Raw genomic sequence first — 20,851 nt, forward strand, 5'->3', positions numbered from 1 at the left:
GGAGATGCTCGATCCACAAGGATCATGGGGCGGCCGGGCTGGCCACCGCGACGCCCGCCTCGTCGAACGCCTTCTTGACCCGCTCGCGCAGCTCGCGGGCGACGTCGGCCTGCCGGCCCGGGGCGGTCTTCAGTACGATCCGGACGATCACGGCGCCGCCGTCCAGGGCCTGGACGCCCCAGACCGAGGGCTCCTCCAGGATGATCTCGTCCCAGGTCGGCGCCACCGCCAGCGCCTCGGCGGTCTTCTGCATGATGTCCTTGACCTTGTCGACGTCCTCGGCGATGTCGACCGGGATGTCCAGGATCGTGCGGCCCCAGTTCTGCGACTCGTTGCCGACCTTCTTGATCTCGCCGTTGGGCACGTACCAGACCACGCCGTTGATGTCGCGCATCCGGGTGACCCGCAGGGTGACCGCCTCGACGGTGCCCTTGGCGGTGCCCACGTCGATCACGTCGCCGACCCCGTACTGGTCCTCCAGCAGCATGAACAGCCCGGCCAGGAAGTCCTTGACGATGTTCTGCGCGCCGAAGCCCACCGCCATGCCGACCACGGTGGCGCTGGCCAGGACGGGGGTGAGGTTGAGGCCGATCTGCCCCAGCACGCTGAAGAACGCGATGCCCAGGATCACGATCGAGGCGATGCTGCGCAGCACCGAGCCCATCGTCTTGGCCCGCTGGGCGCGCCGCTGGTTGAGCAGCGCCGGGCTGCCGTCGAAGACGGTACGGCTGTGCTCGCGGATCCTGGCCGACATCGTGCTCTCGGCCATCCGCAGCGTGACCCTGGAGATCATCCGGTGCGCCATCGCCCGCAGGATCAGCGCGATCACCAGGATGACGACGATCCAGAACAGCGCGTTCAGCGGCCCGTCGAGCCAGTTGCGGAAGAACCGGGTGAAGCCGGTGTTGTTGGAGATGTTCCAGACCATCCGGCAGGCCACGCTGGGGTTCTTGCTCGCGCAGGCCGCCTCGGGCGTGCCCTCCTGAACCCAGGGCAGCACCTGGGCCACGGGCGGCCCCTGGACGGCGGGCAGCGCGTGCGCCCAGGTGAGCACGGGTGCAAGGGTGAGTGACATGGGGGCAGACCCTCCCCGGCCGGTTCGTGGGTGTCGCGTCGACTCGCCGTGGACCTGCGGCGGTACGAGCCCGATCGTAGGGGACGGTAACGATCGGTCCGTACACGCCCGGCGAGCGGCGACCCGGCCGGGGAGGGGCTGGTCAGGGGGCTGGGGCAGAGGGGATGCCCCGCCCACCCGGGGGGAGAGGTCAGAGGGATGCCCCGCCCGCCCGTGTCCCGGTCCCCGAACCCGCGTGGATCACCGGCCGGTCATGACCGGTGATCGGACGGGGTGGCCGAGGGCCGCCCGGGAGCACGGGCAGGTGGGACCGGTGGTCCATGGCGGACGTTCCCTCCGGAACGCCCGCCATGGGCACCGGGCGAGCGTGTCCCGTACGGCCGGCGGCTGCCGCGCCGTTCCGGCCGCGACCGCACGGGACACGCCCGGCTTCTATGAGTGGCCCGCGGGCCACTCCACCGCCGTTTCCGGCGGGCGAACATGGGTGTTTCGGGAATCCGGCCGGCGGCCGCGGCAGCCTTCCCCGTATGGAGCCTCCCTGTACGGAGCCTCTCCGTGCGGTGCTTCCCCGTACAGGGGCTGCAGCACGTGCGCGAGCTTCACGGCGGCACCGCCCGGGTCGTCCACCCGATGCATGCGCTCACCCCAGGACCACCAGTAGTAGTGGTCGTGCGACTCGGGCGCGGGGGCGCAGGTGACGTCCTCCGCGAGGCTCGCCGCGTCGGGATTGACCACCCGCAGGAAGGCCGGCCCGGAACGGGTCCTGACCACCCGGCCGACGAGCCCGCGCGTGTCGAGCTCGTGCTCCAGCTCCTCGAGATAGCCCATCCGTCTCTCGGTGACCACCTGCGCACCCCCTCCATCACGAGGAACAGTTCACGTTCCGTGCACGGCCCGCCCGGCCGCGCCCGGTCTGATGATCCAACTCTCTGGATCCACTCCGTTACACGCCGCGAGAATTGCAACTCTCACACCCTCCGGTCAAGAAGGCCTTCCGACGCCCGGTGGACGCCACCCCCTCCACGGGAAGAGGATCCCCCTCCTTGGAGGAAGAATCTCTACCCTGGTACTGCCGGGCACCCCCGGAGCACCGGCGTTTCCCGGGAATGGCTTGGCCGGTCCCGTTGTCAGAGTTACGCTGCGTGCGCAAGAGATTATCTGTCGTGGCCATCTAGAGAACCGGTCGCCGTGACCGGAAACGGGTAATTCAACCCATTTCCGGCCCCAGCGGTGAGGAGGCCGGAACCGATGTCGGACGCCCCCCGGAAAGAAACCGACATTGCGCGCGGAATACGTGCGCGGGGTCTGGCCCGAGGGCGATGTGCCGTAGAGATCGCGGAGCAGATCCACGATGAATGCGGGCCGCTCTTCGGTACGAGCAGGGTCAAGTCGCACCGGCTCTCGCATGGTGTGGCCCTGTCCGACATCGTCGCCCAGGTCAAGGCGCTGTACGAGCTCGAAGGCAAACCCCTGCCCCGGCTGGGGGAGACCCTGCTGTCGGCGTACGAGAGCGGCTACAAGAGACCAGGGCCCGAATACCTGCACTATCTGTGCTCCGTCTATCGGGTGGAGCCCGACGAGCTCGGCTACCAAAGCCCGTGCATCTGCGGCCGCGGTCATGCGGCCGGCCTGGCCGTCCCCGCAGCGGGGCGGGACCGGGCACCCGAACGGGCACCGGAGCGACCGCTCGCGCCGGTCCCGGACCAGCCCCTCGTGGGCATGGTCGTCCCGCAGCCGGACGACCGCCAATGGATCAATGTCAGTGAACTTCGGGGCCCCGACCGCGCCGGCGGCCCCGTCTCCATCGATGTGGGAGAGGAGGACATCGTGCTTCGCAGAACCCTTCTGCAGCTGCTGGCCGGAGCGGGCGTGGCGCTCGACGGCCAGTTCCTCGGTGCCGTCGACAATCTTCGCCGGAAGATGGACGACACCCTGGTCAGCGCCACGGTCTCGCCGACGATGCTGGACCAGTGGGAGGAGACGACCCTCGGCTACGGCCGGCAGTACCAGGCGACCCCGTCCTTGCGGATGCTGTGCGACGTGCTGCTGGACTTCAGCGAGGTCCGGCGGATGGCCGACAAGCGGCAGCCGGTCGAATTGCAGGAGCGGCTGTGCCGGATCGCCGCGCAGCTGTCCGGGCTGTCCGGGCTGATAATGATCAATCTGGGCGACCACCGGCTGGCCCGCTCGTTCTTCCGTACGGCCCGTACCGCCGCGGACGAGACCGGCGACCGGCACCTGCGCGCCTGGGTGACGGTGCGCGAGTCGCTGGTGCCGATGTACTACGGCGACCCGCGCGAGGCGTTGCATCTGGCGCGCAAGGCCCAGGACCTGGCCGGCCGGACCCCCGGGGTGGCGGCCGCCATGGCACCCGCGGTCGAGGCGCGCGCGCTCGGCCTGCTGGCGATGCGCGGCCGCGGTGACGCCGCGCCGAGCGCGCGCCGCGCTCTGGTGCGCGGCCGGTCGGTGTTCGACCAGCTCAGCGCCGAGCAGACCGGCGACCTGGCGTTCGGCTTCACCGACCGGCAGATGGCCTTCTACGAGGGTGACACCTTTACCAACCTCGGCGACCACCGGCATGGCGACGAGGTACTGAGCCGGGCGCTCACCCTCTACTCGCCGTCCGACCGGGTCGACCGCACGCTCGTCCGGCTCGACCGGGCGACCTGCCAGCTGCACGCCGGCAACCCCGACGCCGCCCTGCACGCGGGCCGGGACGCCATCCTCGACCTGCCGAACGAGCACCGCTCCGACATCCTCGTGCACCGCGCCCGCCAGATCGGCGCCGCCGTCAACGCCAAGCATCCCGGCTATCCGGGGCTCAAGGACTTCTACGAGGCGCTGGCCGGCCCGCACGTGCAGAGTCCCACCACCGGCCCGGCGCCGGCCGTTCCCCCGGCCGAGCAAGTCTGACCGGCATGGAACCGCGTGACGGCGCGCCCCGGAACGGGGGCGCCCCGGGGGACGCGGAGCGATCCCCGGGGTATTCGGAACGTTCCGAGCACGGCGACGGCACCCGCCAGGGCAACGGGCGCGCGGCCCGCACCCTGGTCCGGCTGTGTGCCGAGCCGCCGGCCTGGAGCTTCGGCGACCTGTACCTGCGGCGCTACCACGCCGCCGACCACGGCACCGTCCTCGAACTGCATCGGGAGGGGCTGGCCCAGGTGGGCCTGCGCCCCGGCGACGGCGTCTACTACGACCACGACTTCTTCCGGATGGAGGACATCTATCTCCGCAACGACGGCGAGTTCATCGTCGGCGAGCTGAACGGCCGGATCGTCGCGATGGGCGGGCTGCGCCGGGCCGACCTGGTCCCCGCCGGCCATGCCCGCGTCCGCGGCGGCTACGTCATGGGCGGGCCGCCGCTCGACGCCGTGGAGATGGTGCGGCTGCGCGTCCGTCCCGCCGTGCAGCGTCGCGGCTACGGCGCCGCGGTGGTCGAGGCGCTGGAGCAGCGGGCCGCCGAATACGGCTACCGCATCCTGCGCGCCGACACCACCGAGCTCCAGGGCCCCGCCCTCCAGCTCTACCGCCGCTTCGGCTGGACGGTGACCCGGCGCGAGACGATCGGCGGCATCGTCAACGTCTACCTGCAAAAACCGCTCACCTGATCTTCATGCCGGTCACCGGCACCGTGGGCCGGGACTTCAAGGTCTGGCGGCGCCGACGAACTGCATGGCGGGGTAGCGGCGCCGCCTGATGTCCCCGAGCCCTGCCGTACGGAGGAATCCGGTGATCTCGCCGTCCCCGAACAGGCGCAGCCCGGCGACGTCGGCCAGCGCCCGGCCGCCCAGCCGGCTCAGCGGCAGCGACGGGCGCCGGCTGGTCAGGATGACCAGCCGGCCTCCGGGCCTGAGCACCCGCACCATGCTGTCGAGCGCCCGCCAGGGGTCCTCGAACAGGTACAGCGCGCCGAAGCAGCAGACGGCGTCGAACGACTCGTCCCGGAACGGCAGATCCACGGCGTCGCCGCGGACGTAGCCCACCTTCGGATCGTCGGTGTCGGCCGCGGCCCGCGCGAGCATGCCCTCGGCCAGGTCGAGCCCGGCGACCAGGCCCCCCTCGCCGACCCCGGCGGCCAGCGAACGGGTGACGTTGCCGGGACCGCACGCCACGTCCAGCACGGTGGCGGCGGGCCGGTCGGCGGCACCGGGACGTCCCAGGCCGAGCCAGGACCGCGCCAGCGTGCGCTCCTGCTCGGTGCCGGGCCCGATCGGCCAGCCCTTGGCGAGGTTGAAGCCGACCGGCCGCCAGATCCGCTCGTAGATCTGCGGCAGGAACGCCGACTCCATCACCCGCTGCGCGATCGTCGGCGGCGGATCCTCGCCCGGCGGAAGCAGATCGAGGTAGCCGGCCGAGAAGTCCGGTACGGCCGGCGGCACGTCCAGCAGGTCCAGGATCCGTTCCCGCACGGCACTGCCGCTCAACATGGAGACGTTCACCCCGCTATTCGACCACCCGTCAATTGCATCCGCCCAGTCTTGCCGCTCAATGTGACAGACGTTACGCGCGCCCATTCCCCAGCGAGGACGCGTCAAGCCCCTAGACCATGCACCCCGGCCCGCAGCCTCAGCCGGTGGGGACCTGAGGCGTGCGAGCGCGTCCGAAGGCAGGTTCGAGCGAAGCGAGAACCTGATCGCGGAGCGAGCCGTCAAGGCGAGTTCGGAGCGATGCCAGCGCTCGCCGCTTTGCCCGCCGAAGGAGGGCGTTCCACGCCCGACGCCAAGGGCGAAGCAATAGGTACTGCGCAGCTCGCTAAAGCAATAGACCGGTGTTTGCGGCGATGAAGGAAAGGGTGTCGGTCATCAGGTTGACGGAACGGGTCACCGAGCGGGCGTCGTGGCCGACCTCGGACTCGTTGCGGAGCAGGATCGGGGCTTCGCCGGACGTGGCGTGCTGGAGGGCCGCGCACATCTTGCGGGCGTGCAGCGGGTCGACCCGGGTGTCGCTGTCGAAGATCGTGAAGAGGGTGGCCGGGTAGGCGACGCCCTTGCGGACGTGGTGGTACGGGGAGTACGCGAGCAGCCAGCCGAGTTCGGTGGGGTCCGCGACCGTGCCGTACTCGTCGTTCCAGGTCTGGCCGAGGCCGAACCGCTCGTACCGGACCATGTCCAGGAGCGGCGCCGAGCAGACCACCGCGGCGTAGAGGTCGGGGCGCTGGGTGAGGGCCGCGCCGACCAGCAGGCCGCCGTTGGAGCCGCCGGAGACGGCCAGCCGGTCGGGCGTGGTGAGGCCGTTGGCGATCAGCTTCTCGGCGGCGGCGTGGAAGTCGTCGAAGACGTTCTGCTTACGCTCGCGCATCCCGGCGCGATGCCACTCCTCGCCCTCCTCCGACCCGCCGCGCAGGTTGGCGATGGCGTAGACGCCGCCGGCCTCGACCCAGGCCAGGATGCTCGCGGAGTACGCGGGGCTGAGCGAGATGTTGAAGCCGCCGTACCCGTACAGGATCGTGGGGCGCGGGCCGGGGGCCGAGCCGGGGCGCGACAGCACCAGCATCCGGACCTCGGTGCCGTCGTACGAGGTGTAGGTGACCTGGCGGGAGTCGATCTCCGGGACCTCGACGGTGCCGGGCGCGGCGGCCCAGACGGTGACCTCGCCGGTACGGGCGTCGAAGCGCAGGACGCCGCTCGGTGTGACGTTGTCGGTGTAGCCGAACCAGGCCTCGTGGCCGCCTTCGGGGCGTTCGATGAGGCCGCCGGTGGTGCCGAGGCCGGGCATCGGCACCGTGCCGGTCCGCTCGCCGGTGGCCAGGTCGTGCACGCTGATCTCGCTGATCGCGTGCCGCGTCCAGCCGGCCAGCAGGACGGGGCGCTCCAGTTCCGGGCCGTCCAGGATCGCGAAGTCGGTGAGGACCGCCTCGGGGTCCTGCGGGATCAGGTCGCGCCAGGTCTCGTACGAGGGGTCGGCCGGGTCGGTCACGCAAAGCCGGGAGCGCGGCGCGTCCCGGTCGGTGAACACGTAGGCGCGGCCGTCGCGGCCCACGTGCAGGCCGGTCTCGGCGTCCACGCCTTCCTGTACGGGGCGCAGCGCGGGCCGTTCGGGGCTGGACGCGGCCAGGTCGGCGATCCACAGGTCGTTGCGGGGCGCCGTGCCCTGCGAGGCGGAGATCGTGAGCCAGCGGCCGTCGCGGCTGACGCCGACGCCGTAGTAGTTGGTCTTGTCCCGGCCCTCGCCGAAGATCAGGACGTCCTCGGTCTCCGGGTCGGTGCCGACCCGGTGCAGGTAGACCCGCCGGTGGTACTGCTCCTCGCCCTCGGGCACGGAGCCGGGCGGCAGCCGCCGGACGTAGTAGTAGGCCTCGCCGCCCGGCAGCCACGAGGCGGCGGAGTAGCGGCCCCGGTCGATCGGGCCCTCGATCCGCTCGCCGGTGGCCACGTCCAGCACGTACAGCAGCGACTCCTCGTCGCCGCCCTGCGAGATCTTGTACGCGAGCCGCCGGCCCTCCTTGTCGGGCTGCCAGCCGTCCAGCGTGGTGGTGCCGCCGGGGTCGAGCGCCATCGGGTCGACCAGGACGCGTTCGGTCCCGGCCGGATCCACCGTGTAGAGGACGGGGTGCTCCTGGCCGGCCGTGCGCCGGGTGAAGAACCGCCGCTTGCCGCGCCACACCGGCGATCCCACGCTGCCCGCGCCGAGCAACCCGGTGAGCCGCTCGCGCAGCCGGTCGCGCCCGGGAAGATCATTGATCCGCTGCCGGAACAGCTGCTCCTGCGCGGCCAGCCATGCCCCGGTATCGCCGCCCTCGCGGTCCTCGAGCCACCGGTACGGGTCCGCGATCTGGTGACCGTGCAGGTCCTCGACGATGTCCTCGCGCTGGGCGGGCGGGTACGGCGGTCGGCTCATGATCTGCACTTTATGCGGCTCCCGTCCTTGCCCGGGTCCTCCCTACGGCCGATTCAGGACGCTCCTTCCCGACTTGTCGGGAACTTTTCCGACTCGTGGCCGGCGATCGGCCATTCGACCTGGCCACGGATCCGTGTCGCGCGGTGTATGCGCAGGTCATCTTGGTAGTAGTGGTGGGACAGCGGATTCGATCAACGGGGGATTGATCATGAAACGCATCGTCCGAGGGCACCGTGTGCCCGCCCGCCTCGCCGTTCTGGCCGCCGCCACGGGGGCCGCGGCGCTGCCGTTCGCGGCCCCGCCCGTGCAGGCCGCGCCGCCGGCCGGGGAGGTGGAGTTCAGCTACGCCGATCCGGAGTTCGCCGAGACCGGGAACCAGGTCACCTGGCGCTGGACGGTCCGCAACACCGGCCGTGAGCCGGTGGACGGCCTCGTCCTCACCCACACGCTGACCCCGCGCCTCAAGGTGGCCTCGGTCAGCGCGCCGTGCCGGGTGCAGAAGCAGACGATCAAGTGCGACTACCGCGCGCTCAAGGCGGGCGGGGAGGAGCGCGGCATGCTCGTGGCGCAGCTTCCGAAGAACCACTCCGGTTCCGTCGAGATCAAGGGCCGGGTGATCTGGCGGCACGGCGACGCACCTGTCACCGACACGACCAAGCCGGACGCCACCACCAAGCCAGACGCCACCAAGCCGGACGGTACTACCAAGCCCGACAGCACCACCGAACCCGACAGCACCACCAAACCCGACAGCACCACCAAACCCGATGGGACGACGGCGCCGGGCGGCGATCAGACGGCCACGCCCAATGAGGGCAACGCCACGGGTGCCGTGCCGCCCGAACGGGACGAGGGCCCGGAGCCGAGGCCGAACGCGAACGCCGTTCAGGAAGGGCGCTGACCGGCCGCCCGCCAGCAGAGATCAAGGTCCGGCACGTTCAATTCGCAGCCCTTGGGGGGATTAATGGGGTAGCGGAGCGCCTCCTCAGGCGCCACACTGATTTCGGGCTGGTACGCCCCTGAGGAGGTCCTCATGGCGGGTTCACAGGTGCCGGAGATCATACTCCGGCCTCGGTGGGAGGCGCGTCCGCGCGCGTCCGCCGAGGCGGAGCAGAGCCCGGTGGAGGGCGCCCGATGAGACAGGTGCTCCTCCTGAACGCCACGTACGAACCCCTCACGACGCTCTCCCTGCGCCGCGCCGTCTGCCTGATCCTGCGGGAGAAGGCGGAGGTCGTGCACACCGACGCCTCGGGCGCGGTACTCCATTCGGCCGCGATGTCCATCGAGGTCCCGTCGGTCATCAGGCTCCGCCGGTACGTACGGATCCCGTTCCGTACCCGCGTGCCGCTGACCCGCATGGCGCTGATGCGGCGCGACAACTTCCGGTGCGCCTACTGCGGCCGCCGTGCCGAGACCATAGATCACGTCCAGCCCCGCAGCCGCGGCGGCAAGCACGTCTGGGAGAACTGCGTCGCCTCCTGTATGCCGTGCAACCACCGCAAAGCCGACCGTCTCCTGGAGGAGATCGGGTGGGACCTCAAGGTCACGCCCGGTGTCCCGCGTGGCGCGCACTGGAGACTGATCGGCATCGTCCACGACGGCGACCCCCAGTGGGCCGCCTATGTCAGCGAGCCGGCGGCCTGAGCACCGGCCGGCTCATCCGTTCCGTACCGTGGCACGCCGCCGTATCCTGGTGGCGTGCCACGCTATGACTACCGCTGCCGCGCCTGCGGGACGAACTTCGAGCTCTCCCGTCCGATGAGCGAGTCGGCGGCCCCCGCCGCCTGCCCCGACGGCCACGACGACACCGTCAAACTGCTGTCCACCGTCGCCGTCACCGGCACGGCCCGCGGCGGAGCCTCCGCGCCCCCGCCGCAGCCCGCGGGCGGCGGAGGCGGATGCTGCGGAGGCGGCTGCTGCAGCTGACTTGGGCCGTCCGCCCTTACTGGGAGAGCTGCGAGATGTCGCGGGATGCCCCGGTTGATGCTGAGGTGGTCATCGCCGCGTAGGCCCTGAGGGCGGCGGTGACCGGGCGCTGGCGGTCGCGCGGGCGGTAGCCGCCGAGGTCGGCCAGCAGCTTCTCGCGGCGGGCGGCCAGCTCGTGCTCGGGGACGTCCAGGGCGAGCGTGCGGCGCGGGATGTCGATCACGACCGGGTCGCCGTCCTGGGCCAGGGCGATGTCGCCGCCGGCGGCCGCCTCGGGGGAGGCGTGGCCGATGGACAGGCCGCTGGTGCCGCCGGAGAACCGGCCGTCGGTGACCAGCGCGCACGCCTTGCCGAGGCCGCGGCCCTTGAGGAAGCTGGTCGGGTAGAGCATCTCCTGCATGCCGGGGCCGCCCTTGGGGCCCTCGTAGCGGATCACGACGACGTCGCCCGGCTTGACCTTGTCGCCGAGGATGCCCTCGACCGCGTCCTCCTGGCTCTCGAAGACGACCGCGGGACCGGTGAAGGTCCACAGCTCCTCCTCGACGCCGGCGGTCTTCACGATCGCGCCGTCGGGGGCGATGTTGCCGTACAGGACGGCCAGGCCGCCCTCGGCGGTGTAGGCGTGCTCGGCGTCGCGGATGCAGCCCTCCGCGCGGTCCAGGTCGAGCGACTCCCAGCGCGCGCTCTGGCCGGAGGCCTGGGTGGTACGGACACCGCCCGGCGCCGCGTGGAACATCTCGACGGCCTCGGGCAGCACGTTCGGCGAGCGCACGTCCCAGGCGTCCAGGTACTCGGGCAGGGACGGGGAGTGGACCGAGTGCGCGGAGCGGTGCAGCAGCCCGGCGCGGTCGAGCTCGCCGAGGAGGGCGGGGATGCCGCCCGCACGGTGGCAGTCCTCGACGTGGTACTTGCCGGTGGCCGGGGCGAGCTTGCAGACGCACGGGACGCGGCGGGAGAGCTCGTCGATCTCCTTGAGCCCGAAGTCGACGGCGCCCTCGTGCGCGGCGGCGAGCAGGTGCAGGATCGTGTTGGTGGAGCCGCCCATCGCGATGTCCAGGGCCATGGCGTTCTCGAACGCGTCCCTGGTGGCGATGTTCAGCGGCAGGACCGAGTCGTCGTCCTGCTCGTAGTACCGCTTGGCGATCTCCGAGACGGTACGGCCCGCGTCCGCGTACAGCTTCTTGCGGGCGGTGTGGGTGGCCAGCACGGTGCCGTTGCCCGGCAGCGCCAGCCCCAGCGCCTCGGTGAGGCAGTTCATGGAGTTGGCGGTGAACATGCCCGAGCAGGAGCCGCAGGTCGGGCAGGCGGCCTCCTCCATCTCGGCGAGGGTCTCGTCGGACACCGAGTCGTCGGCGGCGGCGATCATCGGGTCGATCAGGTCGAGCTTGTTGCCGTTCAGGACGCCCTCGAGGGGCTTGCCGGCCTCCATCGGGCCGCCGGAGACGAAGACCGTCGGGATGTTGAGCCGCATCGCGGCGATCAGCATCCCCGGGGTGATCTTGTCGCAGTTGGAGACGCAGATCAGGGCGTCCGCGCAGTGCGCGTTGACCATGTACTCGACCGCGTCGGCGATCAGCTCGCGGGACGGCAGCGAGTAGAGCATCCCGCCGTGCCCCATGGCGATGCCGTCGTCGACCGCGATCGTGTTGAACTCGCGGGGGACGCCGCCGCCCTCGCGCACCCCGGCGGCCACCATGTCGCCGACCTCGCGCAGGTGGACGTGGCCGGGCACGAACTGGGTGTAGCTGTTGGCGACCGCCACGATCGGCTTGCCGAAGTCCTCACGCTCTACGCCGCTGGCGCGCATGAGGGCGCGCGCGCCCACCATGTTCCTGCCGTGGGTGACCGTACGTGACTTGAGCGGGGGCATCTGTGACCTCTCCAACCTGTGACGTGCTCTGGATCGATCCTACGACCGCGTCCGTGTGCTCGCGGGCGGGCGCCGATCGGCCTTGCCGGGTCTGTGTGCAGCGGCGGATCGCGGCGCTGCCGCCGGCTCAGCAGAGGTCGTGTGGGGCCGGCCCGTATCGATCGATGGTATCAACCGTCCAGCATGCGGAAACGCCGGGCGCGTAAGGAGCGTCCCGGCGTTGGTGGCTGAGTCTGGTGGGGCCGATGCGAAGGGCGGTCTGTGGCCTGAGGAGCTGGCCTGAGGGGCTGGAGTGACCCTGGGGGGCGCGCGAGGCGATCGCGGAGAGTGGAGTGGCACCCCGTTCGCTGCGGAGACGGGGTGCCCCTCTCGTACCGGTCCGATGGGGCCGGTCGTCGGGGGGCTCGTCGTTGAGCCTGGTCGCTTCATGATCAGCGGCAGTGCTGGATCACAGGCAGTGCGTGATCAGGCGGCCCGGGAATGTGGGCCGCCCCTGAGCGGCCCTACTTCTCGTTGTCGGCGTACATCTTCTTCTTGGACTTGGTCATGTCGAGCCGGCCGGTCTCCGCGTCCCCGGAGCCGAGCTGCCCGGTGCTGTCGGGGTACTTGGGCGGCAGCGCCGTCTGCGCGGCCTGGTAGATGCGCACGATGTCGGTCTCGGTGAGGACCTTGGGACGGCGGCGCAGGTAGCCGCGTGCCCGGTTGCCCGCGTAGACGTCGACGTCCCGGACCCGCATGACCTTCCACGGGATGGACGGGCCGTAGATCGCCACCGAGGGCTGGACCGGTACCTCGAACCCGACCCGGCCGGCGATGATCTTGCTGGCCTGCTCGGCCTCCCAGCGCGCCTCGTCCAGCCGGTCCTTCTTGTTGAACGGGCCGTGGAAGAGCTTGCGGTGCGAGAGCGTCCGCACCGGGAGCCGCTTGTCCCACTTCTCCGAGTCGATGGCGTAGACGCCGCTCGGGCCGATGACCAGGTGGTCGATCCGGCCGTCGCTGACGCCGTCGTCGTCGCGCGGGACGGCCCGCGCGTGCAGGACGTGGTAGCCGCCCTTCTCCAGCGAGCGCAGCTGCTTCTCGGTGCGCCGCTCGGCGGCCGAGGACTTCTGCCACGCGGGGACGCACGAGTCCTTGCGGGACCGGCGGACCACGTCGGCCACGACGGCCGCCACCGCCACGGTGATCCCGATCCGCACGCCGGCCAGGACCGAGGCCGCCAGCCCCAGCGCGGCCGCCGCTCCGGCGCGCCACAGCCAGCGGCGCACCCGAGGGTCCTTGAGCAGCTCGTCGAACGACTCCCGTCCAGGCGGCCCGCCCTGCGGCATGCCGGTGGAGGTTTCCTGAGGCTGCCCCCGCGCCCCGGTGGTGTTGCCCCGCTCCATGATCGCCATGAGTGACGCTCCGTGTTCCTTTCGCATCGTGAGCATGATCCTCCGAGCGCAGAGTAATCATTTTCCGCGTTCGGAGACTAGCCATGCCGGGTTAATAGTTTTGTCGCCGCCGCGAGGGGGTTCGTTGGTGACTTGGCCGGGTACGGCCGTTCGCATCCCCTCTTTCGCGGTTCGTCGCCGTTGCCATCTTTGATGCTGCGGCATCCGCCGTCTAGCGTTCCGCGTTGTGACTCATACCCACGATCTCAGCGCTACCCGGCTGGCCGCCGCGATCCGCGCCCGCGAACTGTCCCCCGTCGAGGTGGCCGACCACCTCCTGGCCCGTATCGAACGACTGAATCCGCAGGTCGGAGCCTATGTGACGGTCACCGGCGAGCGACTGCGCGAGGAGGCGCTCGCGGCGGAGAAGCAGGTCATGGACGCGCCGGAGCCGGCCGCGCTGCCCCCGCTGCTCGGCGTGCCGGTGCCGGTCAAGGACTTGAACATGGTGACCGGTACCCGGATGACCTTTGGTTCCGTGGTCTTCACCGATCTGACCGGGTTCGCCGACGACAACGTCGTCCTTCTGCTGAGGCAAGCGGGTTCTGTCCTCCCGGGTAAGACCGCGACCCCCGAATTCGGCTTGCCCTGTTATACGGAAAGTGGCGTCGCGCCGCCCGCCCGTACACCCTGGGACCTGTCCCGCTCGGCGGGCGGCTCCAGCGGCGGGGCGGCCGCGGCGGTCGCCGCCGGGCTGGCCCCGGTCGCCCAGGGCAGCGACGGCGGCGGCTCGATCCGGATCCCGAGCAGCGCGTGCGGGCTCTTCGGCCTCAAGCCGACCCGCGGCCGGATCTCGCAGGGCCCGGTCATCCCGGACCTGTTCGGCCTGTCCACCAACGGCCCCATCGCCCGTACGGTCCGGGACGCGGCCCTGCTGCTGGACGTGATGGCCCGCCCGATGCCCGGAGACCTCTACCTGGCGCCTCCGGCGGAGGGATCCTTCCTCGCCCACACCGAGCGCCCGCCGGGCCGCCTCCGCATCGCTCGGAGCCGCGAACCGGCCGTCCCCGGCACCGAGGTCCACCCGGACTGCGTCGCGGCGTACGAGGAAGCCAGTCTCCTGCTGGAGGAGCTTGGCCACGAGGTCGTCGAGCTGCCCCAGATCCTCGGCCCCGATCTCGTCCCGCATTTCGAGACGCTCTGGGGCGTGATGGCCACCCTCACCCCCGTGGACCCGGCGCAGGAGCACCTCCTCCAGCCGCTCACCCGGTGGCTGCGCGAGCGCGGGCACGCCACGTCCGCTCCGCAGATCTTCGCCGCCCACGCGATGCTGCAGGCGGCGCTGCGCAGCGCGTTCCCGGTGATGAACGAGTTCGACGCGATCCTGCACCCCACGCTGGCCCAGCCTCCCGCTCCCATCGGCTACTTCCACGACCAGGAGCCGGCGGAGAACTTCGAGCGCCAGAAGCACTTCACCCCGTTCTGCGCCCCGTACAACGTGTCGGGACAGCCCGCCGTCAGCGTGCCGCTGCACTGGAACGCCGAGGGCCTGCCCATCGGAGTGATGCTCGCGGGCCGCCTCGGGGGTGAGGGCACCCTCCTCGCGCTCTCGGCGCAACTGGAGGAGGCTCGCCCCTGGAGCGACCGCAAGCCGCCCATCTGGAACGAGTGACACCGATCTGGAACGAGCCGCCAGGAGCGTAAGGCCGCGTACCGGGGTATTGCGTAAGGGGGACGGGAGCTTGCAGTGAGCTGCGGATTAAGGGGCAGGTTCAGAGCGTGGCGGATGCAGAACTGAACAGGCTGGCTCAAGCGCATCGCGTCGCGACGCGCTACCAGGACTGGCGTGGTCGTGACACCGAGGTCTCCGACGACACCTTGAAGGCGGTCCTCACGGCTCTGGGCGCGGACGTCTCCACGCCCACCGCCGTACGGGACACGCTGGCCCGGCTGGAGGAGGAACGGCGCACACGGCTGCTCCCTCCGATCCTCTTCCAGCGGGCGGGCCGTCCGGGTGCGGTACGGATCCCGTGGGGTACGCGTGGCGCGGACGAGGTCTGGCTGGACATGTCCACGGGCGGAAGCGTCGAGCTGCACGGCACGACGGTCCGTACACCTGAGGGGTTGCTGAAGCAGTACCACCTGCCTGCCGGCACCCCTGAGGGGTGGCATCGGGTACGTGTACGCGTGCGCAGCCAGTGGCGTGAGGTGACCGCGCCCTTGCTCATCACCCCGCAGCGGCTGGAACCGCCGTCCAGGGCGTGGGGCCTCACGACGCAGCTCTACTCCGTACGCTCGAAGGCCTCCTGGGGGATGGGGGACCTGCACGACCTGGCCGACCTGGCCGCGTGGAGCGGCAAGGACCTGGGGGCCGGGTTCATCCTCGTGAACCCGCTCCACGCGACCGAGCCGGTCAGCCCCATCACCCCGTCCCCGTACTCGCCCATGAGCCGCCGCTTCGCCAGCCCCCTCTATCTGCGGGTCGAGGACGTGCCCGAGTACGGCGCGCTCCCGGCGAAGGAACGCAAGCGCTTCTCCGCCAAGACCCAGGCCCACCAGACCCTGGACCGCGACACGGTGTGGGCGGCCAAGCGCGAAGCGCTGGAGGCCGTCTACGCCGTTCCGCGCAGCGCCGGCCGGCAGGACGCGTTCGAGTGGTACCGCCACCGCGAGGGGGCGCCCCTGATGGCCTTCGCCACCTGGAGCGCTCTCAGCGAGGAGCACGGCGCGGACTGGCGGCACTGGCCGGCGGAGCTGCGCGACGCGGACAATCCCACGGTCGCCTACGCCGCCAAGCGCCTGGCCGACCGCGTCGACTTCCACGCCTGGCTCCAGTGGCAGCTCGACGAGCAACTCGCCCAGGCGCAGAAGGTCGCCCGCGACTCGGGCATGCCGATCGGCATCGTGCACGATCTCGCGGTGGGCGTGCACCCGGGTAGCGCCGACGCCTGGATGTACCGGCCGATGTTCGCGCCCGGCATGAGCGTGGGCGCGCCCCCTGACGAGTTCAACCAGCGCGGCCAGGACTGGGGCCAGCCGCCCTGGCACCCCGAACGCCTGGCCGAAGCCGCGTACCTGCCGTTCCGGGGCATGCTCGCCGCGGCGCTGCGCCATGGCGGCGGACTGCGGCTCGACCACGCCATGCAGGTCTCCCGGCTCTGGTGGGTACCCGAGGGTGGCTCGCCCGCTGACGGCACCTACGTCTCGTACGACCGGGAGGCCATGCTGTCCACCCTCGTGTGGGAGGCGTCCCAGGCCGGGGCGGTGGTGGTGGGCGAGGACCTGGGGACCGTGGAGCCGGACGTACGGGACGACCTCGCGGACAGGGGCGTCCTAGGGACCTCGCTCCTGTGGTTCGAACGCGACGCCCTCGGCGAGCCGCGCAAGCCGGAAGTCTGGCGCGAGGCGTCGCTGGCCACCGTCGGCACCCACGACATGCCGCCCATCACCGGGGTCCTGCACGGCGACCATGTGGAGCTGCGCGATCGGCTCAACCTGCTCACCCGTCCGGCCGAGGAGGAGTTGGCCGAGCACCTGGAACAGCTGTCGGACTGGCTCCGCGTCCTGTACGAGGAAGGCATGCTCACCACGCCGCCAGAGGAGATCCTGCAAGCCATCCAGAACGAGAGCACCGCGCACGACGCCGACGTGACGGCGGCCCTGCACGCCCTCTTGGCCCGTACACCCGCCCGGCTCCTGGGCATCTCCCTCGCGGACGCCGTGGGGGAGCGCCGTACTCAGAACCAGCCGGGCACCACCGACGAGTACCCGAACTGGCGCGTACCGCTGGCAGACGCCAACGGCGACCCCGTTTTCCTGGAGGACCTCCCCGACCTCCCGCGGCTACGCGAGGCCTTGGCCCCGTTCATCTCCCCGCACCCCTGACCCCACTGAACGTAGGCGCCGCTCACGACAGGGCCGCGGTGAGGCGGATCGAGACCTCGTCCAGGAGGGTGTCGGGGGCGATGGTGGTGGCGGCGATCGCCGAGAAGAGCGCCGGGAGGCCCTGGAGCGGGTACGGGTCGTCGGCGGTGGCGGTCAGGATGGGGCCCGCCAGGGGGTGCCGCTTGAGGGACGAGCGGGTCCGTGCCCAGGCGTTCTGGACCTCCTCGGGGGACGGGACCCCGAACCCGTGGCCGACCGGGGCCGCGTGCCTGAGCTTGACCAGGGCGCCGTCGGTGAACTCGGCGGCGAGCTTGCAGCGCTCCACCAGGCGGGCGCGGACGTCGCCGTCCAGCCGGTTCATCACCGAGCACGGCGTGCGGCAGCGGGCCGCGCAGTCGCCGAGGGCCTGCGCCACCTGGCTGTGCTGCCGGTCCAGGTAGGCGCGCCACCCGGGCGGAGGCTCGGCGGCGACGCGCAGCGCGCGGTCGCAGGCGGAACGTTCAGGACGGGTGTGGTCGCAGTTGCGCGCCTCGCCGGGCTCCACGGCCACGCCGAAACGGCTGCCCGGGCCCGCGACCGACTCCTTCAGGCGGGCCGGATCGCCCGCGTGGCCCAGTACCGGCTCCCACGCCAGCAGGGCCGAGTACTCGGCGGCGATGTGGACGGCGGCGACCAGCGCGGCCATCTCGCGCCGCTCCCAGCGGATCGCGATGACCTCCAGGAGCAGCGCGTACGCGGGACGCAGGCTCGCCAGGGCGCCGCGGGGATGCTCCCGGGGACGCTGCGGCATCCGGCTGGACAGGGCCCGCCCGAGCAGGTCCTTGGGGACCTCGCCGACCTCCTCGGGCATCCCGAAGTCCTCGGCGTCCAGGTCCAGGACCCGCTGCCCGAACGCGCACAGCGCCGCCACATGGGTCGTCCCGCCGTCCAGGACCGCGGCCCCGGTCACGAGGGCCTCGATGTCCCCGAACGCGTGCCTGCGTGCCAGCTCCGTCAGTACGTCCCGTGCGGTCTTCACCTCCCCAGCCTGACACCTCACGGCCCGTGATCACGCAACTGTGCGCGCGATCACGGGCCGCGAGGCGAGGCGGGGCTCAGGCCGAGGCGGCGTCCTTGGCGCGGGCCCGCAGCGCGCGGGCGACCCCGTCACGGCCCTCCGACAGCAGCCGGGCCAGCGCGGCCGGCGGCGCGTGCTCGGCGATGTAGGCCTCGGTCCGGTCGATCGTGGACTGCTCCACGACCAGGAACGGGTAGGCGACCTCGGCGAACGTCTGGGACATGTCGCCGCTCCACTCCTTCCAGATCCGGCCGACCTCGGCGAAGTACCGGTCCACGTACGGGACCAGCAGCTCGGCCTGGTCGGGCTCCACGAATCCGCCCATCGTGGCCCGGAACACCGCGTTCGGCAGCTTCCCGCCGGTCACCGCCTCCCAGGCGGCGGCCTTGGCCTCGGCGGTCGGGATCGAGGCCCGGCAGGACGCGGCGTGCCGCTCGCCCGCTGCGGTCGGGTCGCGCTCCAGTTCGGCGTCGATCTCGGCCTCGGCGGCGCGCCCGGTCACCACCAGGCGGCGCAGCAGCGTCCAGCGCAGCTCGGTGTCGACCTTGAGCCCGGCGGGGACCTCCGAGCCGTCCAGCATCCCGGCCAGCACGTTCAGGTGCCGGTCGGTGGTGGCCGAGCCCGCGAACGCCTGGACGTAGGCGAGCTGGAAGTCCGAGGCGGCCTCGGCCTCGGTGGCCAGCTCGTACAGGGCGTCGGCGAGCAGCCGCTGCCCCTCGGCGCGCCAGGCCGGGTCGGCGTACTGCTGGATCGCGGTCCGAGTCTGCCGCAGCAGCGTCTGGGCGACCGAGATGTCGGTGACGCCGCGGATGCCGCTGATGACGAGCTTGACGTAGTCGCGGGTCGCCATCTCGGCGTCCCGCGTCATGTCCCAGGCCGCCGACCAGCACAGCGCCCGCGGCAGCCCGTCCTTGATGTCCCCGATGCCGGAGATCAGCGTCCGCTGCGAGTGGTCGTCCAGCCGGATCTTGGCGTAGGTGAGGTCGTCGTCGTTCACCAGCACCAGGTCGGGGCGCTTCTTGCCGATCAGCTCCTTGACCTCGGTACGGGCACCGACGATGTCCAGCTCGATCCGCTCCCGGCGGACTAGTTTGCTGCGGGGGGACGACCCCCCGCTCCCCCCGGCAACTGCTTCTGGCCCGCCGGCGGTGCGGTCGTACAGGCCGATCGCGACGCGGTGCGAGCGCAGCGTCGGGTAGTCGGCCTTGGCCTCCTGCAGCACGGTGAACGAGGTGAACTCGCCGTCGCCGTTGACCTCGTACGAGGGCCGCAGCGTGTTGACGCCCGCCGTCTCCAGCCACTCCTTCGACCAGGACGCCAGATCGCGGCCGGAGGTCTCCTCCAGCGCGTCCAGCAGGTCGGCCAGGACGGTGTTGCCCCAGGCGTGCCGCCGGAAGTAGCGCCGCACGCCCTCCAGGAAGTTGTCGCGGCCCACGTACGCCACCAGCTGCTTGAGCACGCTGGCGCCCTTGGCGTAGGTGATCCCGTCGAAGTTGACCTCCACCGCCTGGATGTCGGGGATGTCCGCCGAGATCGGATGCGTGGAGGGCAGCTGGTCCTGCCGGTACGCCCACCCCTTCATCAGGTTGGCGAACGTGATCCAGGAGCCCTTCCACTTGGTGGCCTCGGCCTGGCACAGCACGCTCATGTACGTGGCGAACGACTCGTTCAGCCACAGGTCGTCCCACCAGCGCATGGTGACCAGGTCGCCGAACCACATGTGCGCCATCTCGTGCAGGATCGTCTCGGCGCGGCGCTCGTAGGCGGCGTCGGTGACCCGCGACCGGAAGACGTAGTCCTCCAGGAACGTGACGGCCCCGGCGTTCTCCATCGCGCCCGCGTTGAACTCCGGCACGAACAGCTGGTCGTACTTGGTGAACGGGTACGGCCGGTCGAAGACCTCCTCGAAGTACGTGAAGCCCTGCCGGGTCACGTCCACGATGGCGTCGGCGTCCAGATGCTCGGCCAGCGACGCGCGGCAGTAGACGCCGAGCGGGATCACGGTGCCGTCCGGCCGCCGGAACTCGTCGGTGACCACGTGGTACGGGCCGGCGATGAGCGCCGTGATGTAGGTCGAGATGCGCGGCGTCGGCGGGAAACGCCAGACCCCGTTCTCGGTCGAGTCGGCGCCGGAGGCGCCTCGGGGGGTGTGGGGGGTCGTCCCCCCTCGGGGGGCGCTGTCGGGCCCTTCGTTCGTGACGACCTGCCAGTCCTCGGGCGCGGTCACCACGAACTCGAACGTGGCCTTGAGATCGGGCTGGTCGAAGCACGTGTACATCCGGTGCGCGTCGGCCGTCTCGAACTGCGAGTACAGGTAGACGCTCTGGTCGACCGGGTCCACGAACCGGTGCAGTCCCTCGCCCGAGCGGGAGTACGTGCAGTCGGCGACGACGCGCAGTTCGTTGGACTCGGCCAGGGAGGGCAGCGGGAGGCGGCCCTTCTCGGCGTCGTAGGTCGCGGGGTCGAGCGCGCTCCCGTTCAGCGTGGCCTCGCGCACGACGGCACCGTGCAGGTCCACGAAGGTCGACGCGCCCGGTTCGGTGCTGCCGAACCTGATCACGGTGGTGGAACCGAACCGTTCCTCACCCGTCGTGAGGTCGAGCTCCACCGTGTACGAGTCGACGGTGAGCAGCCGGGCCCGTTCCCGCGCCTCGTCGCGCGTGAGGTTGCCTGCCACATGTACTCCTTGGGTGTCCTGAAAGCTGTTGTTCCATGTCTACCAACCGGCCCGCCGTTCGCGGGGCGGTGGCGCGTCCATCGGTTCCGGTGTTGCGGATGTGAAGGGGCCGGGAGCGGCCACCTGATTCTGTCGGTTTCCCGCCCCGTCC

15 protein-coding genes are annotated in these 20,851 nt (G+C 71.3%); 7 read left to right on the forward strand and 8 right to left on the reverse strand.

What is annotated here, in order from left to right; genetic code table 11:
• Nucleotides 1–22: 22 nt before the first annotated feature.
• Complete coding sequence (locus ACH34Q_RS31895) at nucleotides 23–1,075, reverse strand: mechanosensitive ion channel family protein (protein WP_395986824.1); 1,053 nt, start codon at nucleotides 1,073–1,075, stop codon at nucleotides 23–25.
• Between the two features lie 432 nt (nucleotides 1,076–1,507).
• Complete coding sequence (locus tag ACH34Q_RS31900) at nucleotides 1,508–1,921, reverse strand: hypothetical protein (protein WP_395986825.1); 414 nt, start codon at nucleotides 1,919–1,921, stop codon at nucleotides 1,508–1,510.
• A gap of 564 nt (nucleotides 1,922–2,485) precedes the next feature.
• On the opposite strand from ACH34Q_RS31900, the gene ACH34Q_RS31905 reads away from it, so the two are divergent.
• The gene (locus ACH34Q_RS31905; protein ID WP_395986826.1) at nucleotides 2,486–3,988 is read left to right on the forward strand and encodes an XRE family transcriptional regulator; all 1,503 of its coding nucleotides are present in this window, start codon (nucleotides 2,486–2,488) and stop codon (nucleotides 3,986–3,988) included.
• 5 nt (nucleotides 3,989–3,993) lie between these two features.
• Nucleotides 3,994–4,686 carry a GNAT family N-acetyltransferase gene (locus ACH34Q_RS31910; protein ID WP_395986827.1) on the forward strand — a complete coding sequence of 231 codons (693 nt, stop codon included), beginning with the start codon at nucleotides 3,994–3,996 and terminating at the stop codon, nucleotides 4,684–4,686.
• Between the two features lie 36 nt (nucleotides 4,687–4,722).
• Here ACH34Q_RS31910 and ACH34Q_RS31915 read toward each other — a convergent pair whose 3' ends face one another.
• Together ACH34Q_RS31915 and ACH34Q_RS31920 are read right to left on the reverse strand one after the other, a co-directional pair.
• Entirely contained in the window at nucleotides 4,723–5,517 is a 795-nt protein-coding gene (locus ACH34Q_RS31915) for a class I SAM-dependent methyltransferase (protein WP_395986828.1), read from the reverse strand.
• A gap of 313 nt (nucleotides 5,518–5,830) precedes the next feature.
• The gene (locus ACH34Q_RS31920) at nucleotides 5,831–7,915 is read right to left on the reverse strand and encodes a prolyl oligopeptidase family protein (protein ID WP_395986829.1); all 2,085 of its coding nucleotides are present in this window, start codon (nucleotides 7,913–7,915) and stop codon (nucleotides 5,831–5,833) included.
• A 208-nt stretch (nucleotides 7,916–8,123) separates the two neighbouring features.
• On the opposite strand from ACH34Q_RS31920, the gene ACH34Q_RS31925 reads away from it, so the two are divergent.
• From ACH34Q_RS31925 to ACH34Q_RS31935, 3 genes are all read left to right on the forward strand, one after another.
• Nucleotides 8,124–8,816, forward strand: a complete 693-nt coding sequence (locus tag ACH34Q_RS31925) for a hypothetical protein (RefSeq protein ID WP_395986830.1) — start codon at nucleotides 8,124–8,126, stop codon at nucleotides 8,814–8,816.
• 233 nt (nucleotides 8,817–9,049) lie between these two features.
• Nucleotides 9,050–9,559: an HNH endonuclease gene (locus ACH34Q_RS31930; RefSeq protein ID WP_395986831.1), complete on the forward strand. Its 510-nt coding sequence runs from the start codon at nucleotides 9,050–9,052 to the stop codon at nucleotides 9,557–9,559.
• Nucleotides 9,560–9,613: 54 nt separating this feature from the next.
• The gene (locus ACH34Q_RS31935; RefSeq protein ID WP_395986832.1) at nucleotides 9,614–9,841 is read left to right on the forward strand and encodes a zinc ribbon domain-containing protein; all 228 of its coding nucleotides are present in this window, start codon (nucleotides 9,614–9,616) and stop codon (nucleotides 9,839–9,841) included.
• Nucleotides 9,842–9,857: 16 nt separating this feature from the next.
• Here the strand turns inward: ACH34Q_RS31935 and ilvD are convergent, their stop codons facing one another.
• The gene (gene ilvD / locus ACH34Q_RS31940) at nucleotides 9,858–11,711 is read right to left on the reverse strand and encodes a dihydroxy-acid dehydratase (RefSeq protein WP_395986833.1); all 1,854 of its coding nucleotides are present in this window, start codon (nucleotides 11,709–11,711) and stop codon (nucleotides 9,858–9,860) included.
• Between the two features lie 503 nt (nucleotides 11,712–12,214).
• Nucleotides 12,215–13,102: a nuclease-related domain-containing protein gene (locus tag ACH34Q_RS31945; RefSeq protein ID WP_395986834.1), complete on the reverse strand. Its 888-nt coding sequence runs from the start codon at nucleotides 13,100–13,102 to the stop codon at nucleotides 12,215–12,217.
• 226 nt (nucleotides 13,103–13,328) lie between these two features.
• Between ACH34Q_RS31945 and ACH34Q_RS31950 the strand changes: the two genes are divergently transcribed.
• Nucleotides 13,329–14,753, forward strand: coding sequence for an amidase (locus ACH34Q_RS31950; protein ID WP_395986835.1), 1,425 nt, complete (start codon nucleotides 13,329–13,331; stop codon nucleotides 14,751–14,753).
• A gap of 107 nt (nucleotides 14,754–14,860) precedes the next feature.
• Nucleotides 14,861–16,966 (forward strand): 4-alpha-glucanotransferase, encoded by a 2,106-nt coding sequence (gene malQ, locus ACH34Q_RS31955; RefSeq protein WP_395986836.1) that lies wholly within the window; start codon nucleotides 14,861–14,863, stop codon nucleotides 16,964–16,966.
• Nucleotides 16,967–16,988: 22 nt separating this feature from the next.
• Here malQ and ACH34Q_RS31960 read toward each other — a convergent pair whose 3' ends face one another.
• On the reverse strand, nucleotides 16,989–17,984 hold the full coding sequence (locus ACH34Q_RS31960; protein ID WP_395986837.1) for a hypothetical protein: 996 nt from the start codon (nucleotides 17,982–17,984) through the stop codon (nucleotides 16,989–16,991).
• Between the two features lie 76 nt (nucleotides 17,985–18,060).
• Nucleotides 18,061–20,700: an aminopeptidase N gene (gene pepN, locus ACH34Q_RS31965; RefSeq protein ID WP_395986838.1), complete on the reverse strand. Its 2,640-nt coding sequence runs from the start codon at nucleotides 20,698–20,700 to the stop codon at nucleotides 18,061–18,063.
• Between the last annotated feature and the right edge of the window lie 151 nt (nucleotides 20,701–20,851).

The sequence above is a fragment of the Actinomadura sp. 9N407 genome (assembly GCF_044326315.1).
Classification (GTDB): Bacteria; Actinomycetota; Actinomycetes; order Streptosporangiales; family Streptosporangiaceae; genus Spirillospora.